Origin of the sequence: Paenibacillus xylanivorans (assembly GCF_001280595.1) — a bacterium.
Taxonomy (GTDB): domain Bacteria; phylum Bacillota; class Bacilli; order Paenibacillales; family Paenibacillaceae; genus Paenibacillus; species Paenibacillus xylanivorans.
Window position 1 is genome coordinate 140,671 of the sequence record NZ_LITU01000070.1, and the last position, 13,087, is coordinate 153,757.

The 13,087-nt window shown below is 52.7% G+C and carries 6 protein-coding genes; all 6 read left to right on the forward strand.

Features of this window, described 5'->3' with window-relative positions; translation table 11 throughout:
* Positions 1 to 7 precede the first annotated feature (7 nt).
* The 6 genes from dhbC (at position 8) to AMS66_RS20545 (ending at position 13,043) form a co-directional block, all read left to right on the forward strand.
* Complete coding sequence (dhbC, locus tag AMS66_RS20520) at positions 8 to 1,342, forward strand: isochorismate synthase DhbC (RefSeq protein WP_053782559.1); 1,335 nt, start codon at positions 8 to 10, stop codon at positions 1,340 to 1,342.
* Positions 1,343 to 1,345: 3 nt separating this feature from the next.
* Entirely contained in the window at positions 1,346 to 2,959 is a 1,614-nt protein-coding gene (locus AMS66_RS20525) for a (2,3-dihydroxybenzoyl)adenylate synthase (protein ID WP_053782560.1), read from the forward strand.
* 78 nt (positions 2,960 to 3,037) lie between these two features.
* The gene (locus AMS66_RS20530; protein WP_053782561.1) at positions 3,038 to 4,087 is read left to right on the forward strand and encodes an isochorismatase family protein; all 1,050 of its coding nucleotides are present in this window, start codon (positions 3,038 to 3,040) and stop codon (positions 4,085 to 4,087) included.
* Positions 4,084 to 11,334 (forward strand): amino acid adenylation domain-containing protein, encoded by a 7,251-nt coding sequence (locus AMS66_RS20535; protein WP_236703548.1) that lies wholly within the window; start codon positions 4,084 to 4,086, stop codon positions 11,332 to 11,334. The genes AMS66_RS20530 and AMS66_RS20535 overlap by 4 nt, the downstream gene beginning before the upstream one ends.
* A gap of 12 nt (positions 11,335 to 11,346) precedes the next feature.
* Entirely contained in the window at positions 11,347 to 11,583 is a 237-nt protein-coding gene (locus AMS66_RS20540) for an MbtH family protein (RefSeq protein ID WP_053782562.1), read from the forward strand.
* A complete protein-coding gene (locus AMS66_RS20545) occupies positions 11,580 to 13,043 on the forward strand; it encodes an MDR family MFS transporter (RefSeq protein WP_053782563.1) in 1,464 nt (487 codons plus the stop codon). The genes AMS66_RS20540 and AMS66_RS20545 overlap by 4 nt, the downstream gene beginning before the upstream one ends.
* Positions 13,044 to 13,087: the final 44 nt, after the last annotated feature.

A 13,087-nucleotide genomic window follows, 5' to 3' on the forward strand; every position in this document is an offset into this window, starting at 1 on the left:
GATAATCATGTCAAAAGCGGGTACGGTTGCTGCAACTTCCGCCTTACACCTTCTGGAACAATATCGGGAGGGGACGTCCTTTTTCTGGTCTTCACCGCAACATACCCTGTTAGCTCAAGGGGAACAGATTCGATGGTCTGCCATGGAGGTATCGGAGGCGAATACACCGGATTCCATGGGCGCGGTTAATGTTACTGAACAAAAGCGGAATGAAGAAACGCAGCTTTTCATTAACCGGTTGGAACAGCTGATGGAAAAGGCGAGACGCTCGGGCCAAACGAAACCGATTGTGGTCGGTGCCATTCCGTTCGATCCCATTCATTCTTCTGCGGAGCTATTCGTGCCAGAAACGGTACAATGGGCTGAACCGCTATCCCCCGATTTAAGGGCATTGGTGGAGAAGCATCCGGCCGCGGTGGGTTGTGAGGTGCGTGAAGTGCCTGCCGGAGCAGTATATCAACAGAGCGTAAACAACGTTTTGGTTGACCTGAATCAAGGCGCTCTCCACAAAGTTGTGTTATCCCGTACACTGCATGTGACTTCACAGACGTTTGTGGATACGCATCAGTTACTCCGTAATTTATTTAGGGATAACACACACGGATATACATTTGCTGTTCCAATGACGAAGCTCTCTCAATCAAAAGTTAACATAACAACGGATAAACGCACTAATGTTGAGGCGGAAAAAGAAACACATCGGACTTATATCGGAGCGAGTCCCGAATTGCTGGTTACCCGGAAAGGGTCCAAAGTAAGAGCCAATCCACTTGCCGGGTCTGCTGCCCGGAGTGAAGATCCTGCGGAGGACCGCCGCCGTGGAGAAGCACTGCTGGCTTCAGCTAAAGATCGCCATGAACATGCCGTAGTCATTGAAGCTGTGGCGGAAGCACTGCGTCCGCTGTGCAAGCAGCTATCAGTCCCGGAAGAGCCTTCCTTGATCCAGACACGGACCATGTGGCACTTATCTACGGAAATTCACGGAGAGCTTGCTGATGCTAACACTTCATCCCTGGAACTTGCGTTTGCTCTTCATCCTACACCCGCAATCTGTGGAACACCTGTACCGGCCGCTCGGGAAGCCATTAGGGAGCAGGAGCCGTTTGAACGGGGATTATTCACAGGTATGGTGGGCTGGTGTGACAGTGACGGTGACGGCGAGTGGGCTGTAACAATCCGATGTGCGGAAGTGGAAGGCAAAACACTTAAACTGTTCGCTGGGGCGGGTATTGTAGCAGGTTCTACAGCAGAAGCGGAGCTGGAAGAGACCTCAGCGAAGTTCAGAACAATGCTGCTCGCCCTGGGTTTGAATTCATCTGTGTCCAGTATGAAGGAGGAATGAGTGATGCTGTCAGGATTTCAGGCCTGGCCTGAGGAAGTTGCCGACCGTTATCGTCAGGAAGGCTGCTGGGAAGGAATTACGTTTGGAGAAATGCTCCGCCAGCGCGCTGATAAATATGGCAATCAGGTAGCCGTTATCAGCGGTGAACAACAATTAACCTATGCGGAGCTGAACGACCGGGTGGATCGCTTGGCCGCCGGTTTATATGCCAAGGGAATACGGCAGTATGATCGGGTTATTATCCAGCTGCCCAATATCACGGCATTTATCGAGGTATGTTTCGCTTTATTCCGTATCGGTGCACTGCCTGTATACGCACTACCCTTGCATCGAAAGAGCGAAATTACGTATTTTTCCCGGTTCTCTGAGGCCGTAGCCTATGTGATTCCTGATCAGGATGGAGGATTTGATTACCGCACGCTGGCAGAAGAGGTTCAGGCAGAAGTTCCCGGACTTCGGCAAGTATTCGTGGCGGGAGAAGCTGGGCGGTTCACCGCTCTGGAAGATGCCTATGCAGATCCGATTAAACTGCCGGATGAGCCGGTTTCTTCGGACGTTGCTTTTCTACAGTTGTCTGGTGGAAGTACCGGGCTGTCCAAAATGATTCCTCGCACCCATGATGACTACATCTACAGTTTGCGGAGAAGTGTGGAAGTCTGCGGGCTCAGCCCGAAAAGTGTCTATCTGGCGGTGCTGCCTATAGCACATAACTATCCGATGAGTTCACCAGGCTTTCTGGGTACGTTGTATGCGGGTGGAACCATCGTACTGTCACGCGGGTCTAGCCCGGATGAAGCCTTTTCGCTCATTCTGCGCCATCAGGTGACCATCACGGCTCTTGTACCACCGCTTGCGCTCATCTGGTTGAATGCGGCTGCTACCCGGGGGGTTAAGCTTTCCTCACTCGAAGTGCTTCAGGTTGGAGGAGCCAAATTCAGTGCCGAGGTGGCTGCACGTGTCCAACCCGTCCTGGGCTGTACCTTACAGCAAGTGTTTGGCATGGCGGAGGGTCTGGTGAATTACACCCGTCTGGATGATCCGTTGGATATCATTGTTAACACTCAGGGCAAGCCGATGTCTCCGTATGACGAAGTACGAATAGTGGATGACGAGGACATGGATGTGGAACAGGGGCAATCGGGACATTTACTGACGCGAGGTCCTTACACGATTCGTGGTTATTACAAGGCCGATGAACATAATGCCAGATCGTTTACAACGGACGGTTTCTACCGTACCGGAGATATTGCGAGTCTTACGGCTGATGGATATCTCGTTGTGGAAGGGCGGGCGAAGGATCAGATTAACCGCGGTGGTGACAAAGTGGCTGCCGAGGAAGTGGAAAATCATCTGCTGGCCCATCCTGCCGTGCATGATGCGGCATTGGTATCCATGCCGGATGAATATTTGGGCGAGCGTTCCTGTGCGTTTATTGTGCCGAGCGGCGAAGCTCCGTCAGCTGCCGAAGTCAAATCTTTTCTGCGTAATCGGGGTCTGGCGATCTATAAAATACCGGATCGGATTGAGTTTGTGCAGTCTTTTCCCAAAACTCAAGTTGGTAAAGTAAGCAAAAAAGCGTTGCGCGAGATGATTACTACTAAACAGCCCATATCCTGATCACGATTTCTAATAGATAGCATTACAACACAATGATGAACATGATTGTAATAAATAAAGCTGAAAAGAGGGATATTCATGGCACTTCCAAAGATTCAACCCTATGCAATGCCTGTAGAGTCGGAGCTTCCCGTCAACAAGGTAACGTGGACGCCGGATGCGAAGCGCTCGGTACTCCTGATTCACGATATGCAGCAATATTTTATGAACGCTTTTACGGCAGGGCAGTCCCCTGTGGTGGAGCTGATCGATCATATTTCACAACTTCGTTCGAAGTGTCATGAGCTCGGCATTCCGGTGGTCTACTCCGCACAACCGGGCGGACAGACACCGGAGCAACGTGGGCTACAGCTGGACTTTTGGGGTGCGGGGATTGATGGAGGACCTGTTCAAAAAGAAATTATTGAAGCGCTCGCACCTGCTCCGCAAGATACGTTCATGACCAAATGGCGATACAGCGCCTTCCAAAAAACAGAATTGTTTGAACTGATGCAGCAGCATGGTCGCGATCAACTGATCGTCTGCGGAATTTATGCTCATATCGGATGTCTGATGACTTCTTGCGAAGCCTTTATGAGAGACATTCAGGCGTTTCTGGTTGCGGATGCAGTAGCCGATTTTTCTGCGGAAAAACATCGCATGGCTCTGACGTATGCATCAGAACGGTGCGCGGTGACATTGACAACCGGGCGTCTGCTTGAGGCGCTAAATGTCACGGCCGAAGGCGGAATTGGAGAAGAAGTGAAGTCCGAGGCGGGTAAGCAAGTTGAACAATCCTATGCCACACCCGCTCATGGGGCTGGTTCAGAGGCTGAGCAGCAAACGGCATCCGCTGCCGAGAAGACCCAGAATGGATGGAATAGCGTTAACCGATTGACGCTGGAAGCATTGAGAAATCAGGTCGGAGAGATGCTGCAGGAGCAGCCTACAAATATTGGGGAGCATGATGACCTAATTCAGAACTGGGGACTGGATTCCATTCGTATTATGAGTCTGGCTGAGCGCTTTCGTGTGGAAGGAGCGGGAATAACGTTTGTGGATTTGGCAGAGTTGCCTACATTAGCTGCATGGGCAGCGTTGCTGGATAAGGCCTATACGAAAGTACTCCCGAACGGAGACTACTTTTGAGCGGGGCCGTGCATACGTCGCACAGCCGGAACACGGCTTGGCCCCTGTCCTCTGCACAGTCCGGCATCTGGTTCGCTCAGCAGTTGAATCCGGACAATCCGATGTACAACACCGCCGAGTATGTGGTCATTCAGGGTAACATAGATCCCAAACGGTTTGAAGAAAGTGTGCGACAGACGGTTTCCGAAGCAGAGTCGCTGAACATGGTATATGGCGAAAATGAACAAGGTCCGTGGCAGTCTTTGAATAGCAACGCGGATCATTGGACATTTCATGTCATTGACGTGAGGAAGGAAACGGAGCCCCACACAGCAGCACTGGCTTGGATGAAAAGGGATCTGGCCAATCCCGTCAATCTGGCGACAGGTCCACTCTTCATGGAGGCGTTGTTTCAGGTGAGCGAAGATTGTTATTACTGGTACCAGCGCATTCACCATATTGCGATTGATGGATACGGCGTTTCGCTGATTACTCGCAGGGTGGCGAGCCTATACTCCGCAAGTGTAAGAGGAGAAGCTGCAGATCAAGTACAGCAAGCGGCGTCGTTCGGCTCGTTGACTGCCGTTCTTCAGGAAGACGAGGCTTATCTTGCCTCAGTGGACAAAGAGCAGGATCGTCAGTTCTGGATGGATCGGTATGCAGACGAACCGGATGTTGTCAGTCTGGGGGAACGGGCTCCGAGAACATCTACCTATTTCCTGCGACAGAGCGGTCTGCTTACACAGCCGCAGCGCGAGCAAATGCAGTCGGCAGCGGCAAGGTTGGGTGTGACTTGGCCGGATTTGTTCGTAGCGGCAACGGCCATCTACGTACACCGGATGACAGGGGTGACCGATGTTGTGCTGGCCCTGCCCGTGATGTGCCGGTTGGGATCAACATCCCTGCGTGTGCCGGGTATGGTTATGAATGTGCTTCCGCTGCGTCTCAACGTGGAGTCGGCTCTGACCGTGTCAGAGTTGCTGAAACAGGTTGTGCAGGAGATTCGGGCGGTACGCAAGCATCAGCGTTATCGACACCAGGATCTGCGGCGTGATCTCAAGCTTCTAGGAGAGAATCGTCGTCTGTTCGGACCCATGATTAATGTGATGCCATTCCACCATGAATTGAACTTTGCGGGGCAGCGCGGCATGATTCACAACCTGTCCACTGGTCCGGTGGATGATCTGTCCATTCATATTGTGGACCAGGGGCATGGTCATGGGCTGAGTATTGATTTTGATGCCAATCCGTCCATCTATAATGATTCCGAACTGCTGAACCATCAGTTGCGTTATATGCAACTTCTAAACCTGGTGATGCAGGAAGGGATGGAGACGGAGACGGAGACGGAGACGGTTGGACGACTCGAGCTGCTGCTCCCTGCCGAACGTGAGCAAGTATTGGTTACATGGAATGGAAGGGGAGAGGTGACGGCCGAAAGCAATTCGGCAGTACTTTTTGAACAGCAGGTCCGCCGCACGCCTTCTGCAACGGCGCTAACATTCGAAGGGGAATCCCTGACGTATGCGGAGCTGAATGAACGGGCGAATCAGTTGGCTCATGAATTGATACAGCGATATCAAGCAGGGCCGGAACAGAGGATAGCCATCGCTCTGCCTCGTTCACTGGAAGTGATCATTGCGATTGTGGCTGTCCACAAAACGGGGGCCGCCTATCTGCCGCTTGACCCTGACTATCCCGAAGAGCGGCTGATCTACATGTTGGAGGATGCCAAGCCTGCTTGTGTGGTGACGGTGATGGACCAGGCTTCCAATCTGCCGACCATGACCAGTGTGCCGATTATGGTAATGGATGAACGAATTACTGCATTGGAAGTGAGTCGCCAGCCTGGAAGTAATCCCGAAGTTGATGACCTGACAAGTAAAGCTTCTCTGCTCAATCCTTCATATATTATCTACACTTCAGGTTCCACGGGTAAGCCCAAGGGTGTAGCCGTAACTCATTTGGGGCTGGCGAATCTGCTTGAGGATATGAAGACGAGATTACAAGTTGGTCCACAGGATCACTGGCTGTCGGTGACCACGATTGCTTTTGATATATCCGTACTGGAAGTATTCCTGCCGCTCACGACGGGTGCGAGGCTGGATATTGCACGCAAAGAGACCATTCTTGATCCAGAAGCCCTGGCTGCGAAGATGAGGGAGCAGGGGACAACCATAATGCAGGCTACGCCTACGTTATGGCAGTCCTTGGTGACGAGCCGTCCGGGCCAATTCGATGGGCTAACCGTGATTACCGGAGGAGAGGCACTGACGGAGGAACTGAAGCTTTCTTTGCAGGAGCTGGGGTGTCACGTCAATAACCAGTACGGTCCGACCGAGACGACCATCTATTCCACGGCTGCATCGTTGGAGACAGGGGCGATGGGGAAACCGTCGATTGGTGGTCCCGTGCGCAACACGCAGCTATATGTGCTGGATCAAGGGTTGAAGCCAGTACCTCCGGGTGTAGCAGGGGAACTGTATATCGCAGGCGAGGGGCTTGCACGCGGGTATTTGGGCAGACCTGATCTGACCGCAGAACGCTTTGTAGCCAATCCCTTCGGTCAACCAGGCAGTCGGATGTACCGTACAGGGGATTTGGCGAAATGGTTGCCGGATGGTTCTATCGATTATTTGGGTCGCGCAGATCACCAGATCAAAATTAGAGGCTTCCGGATTGAACTGGGCGAGATTGAATCAGTAATCTCCAGATATCCTGGTGTAGCTCAGGTCACGGTCATGGCTCGAGAAGATCAACCGGGAAACCAGCGACTGGCAGCGTATGTAGTGGCTGAGTCTGAACTGGAGAATCGTATGGATCTGGCAGAACTAAGAGCATACGTGGCTGATGCATTGCCGGATTACATGGTGCCTTCAGCATTCATGCTGCTGCCCGAGATGCCGCTGACACCGAATAAAAAGATCGATCGCAAACGGCTTCCTGTACCCACTTTGCTGTCAAATGCCAATGGCCGGGAGGCGCGCACACCACAGGAGGAAATTCTGTGCAGTCTGTTCGCTGAGATTCTTGGTGTAGGTCGTGTGGGCATTGACGATGATTTCTTTGAACTGGGTGGGCATTCCCTGCTTGCCGGGCGAATTACAGCACGTATCCGTGATGTATTCGGTGCAGATCTGACCATTGGCAGTGTATTTGAAGCTCCAACCGCAGCAGGACTAGCCAAACGATTGGATCAGGCGAAATCGGTGAGACCTGTTATTCAGCCTGTTCCACGTCAGGGCGAGCTTCCGCTTTCCTTTGCTCAACGGAGATTGTGGTTCATGTATTGTCTGGAAGGCGCTAATCCGACGTATAATATTCCGCTGGTTGCCCGGTTGGCCGGGAGGCTGGATGCGGATGCTATTGAGAACGCCCTGCAGGATATTGTAGACCGTCATGAGACATTACGAACGTTGTATCCGCCTGAAATGGGCTCTGCGAGCCAGCATATTCTGAATTCCGCTGACGTCAAAGTGAAATTGAATGTAACCGCTGCTACTGAGCAGGAGCTTCCCGAGCTTCTGACTGAAGCGTCACGCTACAGCTTCCAGCTCTCCACTGAACCGGGCATCCGTGCAGAATTGTTCAGAACCGGCACGAATGAACATGTGCTGTTGTTGCTGCTCCATCATATTGCCGGAGATGGATGGTCTTTGTCGCCGCTCATCCGGGATCTGTCAGAGGCTTATACGGCACGACTACAGGGTTCTGCCCCTGCTTGGGAGCCACTTCGGATTCAATATGCCGACTATGCGGTATGGCAGGAGAGATTACTGGGGGATGAGAAGCAGCAGGACAGTCTGATTGCAAGACAGATGGAGTTCTGGACCAACCAGCTGGCCCATTTACCGGAGCAGGTTACGTTCCCTGCCGACTACGCCCGTCCAATCGTGTCCAGTTACCGCGGCGGGTCAGTTCCTTTTACGATCAGTCAACGTCTGCATGAGCAACTGATGGTAACTGCACGTGAGAATAAGGTCAGCCTGTTCATGGTGCTGCACTCGGCACTGTCCTTGCTGCTTACCCGAATGGGGGCAGGAACGGATATCGCGATAGGAACACCGATTGCCGGACGGAGCGATGATGCGCTGGATGAAGTCGTAGGCATGTTCATTAACACCCTTGTGCTGCGTACCGACACTTCAGGTGATCCAACATTCCGCGAGCTGCTGGCCCGTGTGCGGGAGGTCGATCTGGCTGCATATGAACATCAGGATCTGCCCTTTGAACGATTGGTTGAAGTGTTGAATCCGCCTCGATCCCGTTCCAAACATCCACTCTTCCAAGTGATGCTTGTGCTGCAAAATACACCGGATATTCGTCTTGATCTGCCGGGTATTACGGCGGAAACCCGCATGCATGGTGTGGGTTCATCCAAATTTGATCTGACGCTCGAGCTGACAGAGCAGCGTGAGCATAACGGATCTCCAGGCGGAATTGAAGGTGTGCTGGAATATAGTGCGGATCTCTTCCGGGAATCTACCGCAGGCGAACTCGTGGTCCGATTGATGCAGGTGCTCGAGGATGTCGTGCAGCAGATGGATGAACGAATCAGCAGATTTCATGTCGTGACTCCGACAGAGCAGGCGCAGCTTGAAAAAGAATGGTCCTTTACGCTGAATGAAGATGCGCATCTGACCATAGCTGAGCGCTTTGAAATACAAGCAGCAGCTCAACCGGAAGCGACTGCCTTGATCTGCGAGGATATCACTTTGAATTACAGAGAGCTGAATGCAAGAGCCAACCAGCTTGCCAGATTACTGATCGCTCAAGGCGTGGGACCTGAACAAATGGTAGCGCTGGCCTTGCCTCGCTCCGTTGAGATGGTTGTGGGTATTCTCGCTGTGCTAAAAGCAGGCGCTGCCTATCTGCCACTGGACCCGAATTATCCGGCAGACCGATTGACACATATGCTGACAGACGCAGCACCGAAAGTGATGGTAACGAGTACAGAGGTATACGCCTTGCTTCCGCAGGTAGCGGAAATACAGTGTGTTAATATGGACGATTCGCATACCCTGCAGCAATTAGGGATGCAGGATGAACGAAACCCCGCAGATAGTGAACGCAATGGGCGCGTAACGCCTCTGAGTCCGGCTTACATGATCTATACCTCGGGTTCGACAGGTAAGCCCAAAGGGGTTGTTATCCCTCATGCCAATGTCATCCGGTTATTGGATGCTACGCAGCACTGGTTCCATTTTGACGCGAGTGACGTGTGGACCTTGTTCCATTCCTATGCATTTGACTTCTCCGTCTGGGAAATCTGGGGACCGTTGCTGCATGGAGGGCGGTTAGTCGTTGTGCCCCATGAGATCAGCCGTTCACCGGGCGCGTTCCTGCAATTGCTCGCTGAGCAAAAGGTGACCGTATTGAACCAGACGCCATCCGCGTTCTACCAACTCATGCAGGCTGACCGGGAAAATCCGTCCTGGGGACAGCAGCTCGCACTCCGTTATGTGATTTTTGGAGGCGAGGCTCTAGAGCTTGGCCGCTTGGATGACTGGTATGAACGGCATGCTGATGATGCGCCAAAACTCATCAATATGTATGGCATCACCGAGACGACGGTTCATGTCAGCTACCAGGAACTGCATGCAGGCAGTTCTACGGAAGGAGCGAGCAGTTGGATTGGGTGCGCCATACCGGATCTTCGGGTATACGTGCTGGATGATCACCTGGAGCCTGTACCGACAGGAGTAACCGGGGAGATGTATGTAGCCGGAGCAGGTCTGGCCCGTGGTTATTGGAATCGACCTGATCTTACAGCAGAGCGATTCGTTGCTGATCCATACGGCCCGGCAGGCACCCGCATGTACCGAACGGGAGATCTGGCGAAGCGTCTGCACGATGGCTCCCTCGATTATTTGGGCCGTGCGGATCAGCAGGTGAAAATACGGGGGTTCCGTATTGAGCTTGGCGAGATTGAGGCGGTGCTGGCAAGGCATTCAAGCGTAGCCCAGGCTGCTGTAATTGTCCGTGAGGACCAGCCGGGAGATAAGCGTCTTGTAGCTTATATCGTTCCGGCTTCGGATACAGGAACGGTGCCCGAATCAGCTAGTTTGCGTCGTCATGCGTCCGCCAGCCTTCCGGATTATATGGTTCCATCTGCAGTTGTGGTGATGGAGAGCCTGCCACTCACGCCGAATGGCAAGCTGGATCGCAAGATACTACCTGCACCGGAGATGCAATTAACGACAGGTGGCAGAGCGCCTCGCAACCCGCAGGAGGAGATCCTCTGTGATTTGTTTGCCGAAGTATTGGGGATGCGGAGTGTGAGCATCGACGATAGTTTCTTCGAACTGGGTGGGCATTCGCTGCTCGCTGTACGCCTGATGAGTCGCATTCGTGAGGCCATGGGCCGGGAGCCGGGAATCGGTATTTTATTCGAGACAGCCACTGTAGCGGGACTGGCGGAGCGATTGGAGATGGATTCGGATTCCGGGAAAAGCTCGCTTCAAGTGCTGTTGCCCCTCAGAACACATGGGGAGCATCTGCCTATATTCTGTGTCCATCCAGCAGGAGGACTTAGCTGGTGTTATGCCGGTCTGATGAAACATTTAGGTATGGATTATCCGCTCTATGGATTACAGGCCAGAGGCATTGCCGAGGTTGAGGAGCTTCCAGCCACACTGGAAGATATGACGGCAGATTACATCGGCCATATCCGCTTGGTACAGCCTGAAGGACCTTACCGTCTGCTGGGCTGGTCTCTCGGGGGTAACGTTGCACAGGCTATGGCGGTGCAGCTGCAATCCGAAGGCGAAGAAGTAGAGTTCCTCGCCATGCTGGATGCGTATCCGAGCCATTATCTGCCGATTCGCGGAGAACCGGATGAGGAAGAAGCGTTAACCGCATTGCTTGCACTGGGTGGCTATGATCCGGACAGTATTGGGGATGGACCTTTGGATATGGCAACAGCTATGCGCATACTGCGCAGTGAAGGTAGTTCGCTGGCGAGTTTGGACGAAGAGACGATCATGAAGCTGCGGAGGACCTATGAAAATTCCGTACGGATCTTGGGGGCCTACACGCCATCCCGATTCGAGGGGGATCTGATCTTCTTCCGTTCCACCATTATTCCTGATTGGTTCGACCCGATTGAACCGGAAATGTGGAATGCGTACATTGGAGGCCAATTGGAACGTCATGATATCGCTTGCCGTCACAAGGACCTTTGCCAGCCTGGGCCGCTGGAGGAAATCTGCCGAACACTGGCTGCCAAACTGGAGGAGCTGAACAAGCGTAATATTCAACATAAATAGGAGGATAAGGCGATGAGCAACCCTTTTGAACATGAAGAAAGCAATTATCTGGTGTTAATCAATGAGGAGGGTCAATACTCCCTCTGGCCTGCTTCCCTTACAGTACCCTTGGGTTGGACCTTAATGCTGGGCAAAGCCAAGCGTCGGGTATGCCTTGATTACATCGCCGAGCAATGGACAGATCTGAAACCACTAAGCCTCTGTGATGAAGCCGGCATGCCTGGAGCCATTCACGAGACTAGCAGATGAAAATCGGTCTGAATCCCAAGGTGATTGTCAGCATCGTCTACGTTCTGGCGATGTTTATGGTGGCCATGGATGGAACGGTCTTGAACGTAGCACTACGAACCATCAGTGAAGAGCTGGGGATTCCCCCGGCTGCTTCAAGTACTTTGAATGTGGGGTATCTGGTGAGTTTGGCCGTATTCCTGCCTGTAGCGGGGTGGCTTGGTGATCGATGGGGCACGAAACGGGTTTTCCTGTCCGCACTTGCACTGTTTACGGTATCTTCTGCACTCTGTGCAACGGCGGATCAGTTAAGTACGCTGACGTTTTTCCGGATTTTGCAGGGAGCAGGGGGTGGTCTGCTTACTCCTGTAGCAATGGCGATGCTGTTTCGAACCTTTCCTCCTCAGGAACGGGCTAAAGTATCCCGAATGCTCATACTGCCCATTGCTCTGGCCCCGGCCCTTGGGCCGATTGTGAGCGGATTGATTGTGGACCAGCTCTCCTGGCGATGGATTTTCTATGTAAATCTGCCCGTCGGTATTCCAGCGGTGATCTTCGGCATGCTGTATCTGAAGGAGCACAGAGAACAAGGAGCCGGTCGACTGGATGTACCGGGTTGGTTATTATCTGCCCCAGGACTCGCTCTGACGATGTACGCGCTTAGTCAGGGTCCACTGCGAGGGTGGACTTCACCTCTTATTATTGGAGCCGGCCTTACAGGAATCATCCTATTGACGTTGCTCGTTGTGGCTGAGTTGCGCACGAAGCAGCCTTTGCTTGACCTACGTTTGCTTAAAGACCGCTTATTTCGCTATTCGGGACTGGTATCTGTATGCGGAGCAGCAGGTCTGCTGGGCATGTTGTATGTGTTTCCGTTAATGTATCAAAATGTGCTAAACGCCACTGCGCTGGAGACAGGGCTAACCACATTCCCGGAAGCCTTGGGGCTAATGATTGCTTCCCAGCTTGTACCCTGGACTTATCCGCGGCTGGGCCCGCGAAAGCTGATATCCATGGGTCTGATCTGCACGGCAGTGATTTTCATTACGCTTAGTCAGATCACAGTAGATACGAATCCATGGTTCATCCGTTCCTTATTGTTCGGCGTGGGGATCTTTCTGGGACAGACGGTAGGCGCGGTGCAGATTGCTTCGTTTGCCAAGATACCGCCTCCTTCCATGGGACGAGCCTCCACCTGGTTCACGGTGCAAAATCGGCTGGGTTCAGCGATTGGAATGGCGTTATTGTCTGCTGTTCTGGCTGGCGTGGGTACAACGACGGTCACTGCTGCTGGAACGATGGAGCCGAATATGCTGGCTTACCGTCTGGCTTTACTGGGGGCTGCTGCGTTTTTGTTGATTGGCTTGTGCTTTGCCCTGAAAATCAGCGATGATGACGCGGCTGCAACGATACGGAAGAACAGTGGTCAGGGTCTCTTTCGGAGGCAAAAGAAATCTCCATCATTGACGCAGGAATCATGATAATCTTAAGCTTCAAAAAAATCCCTGGTGAGCTCGCCAGGGAT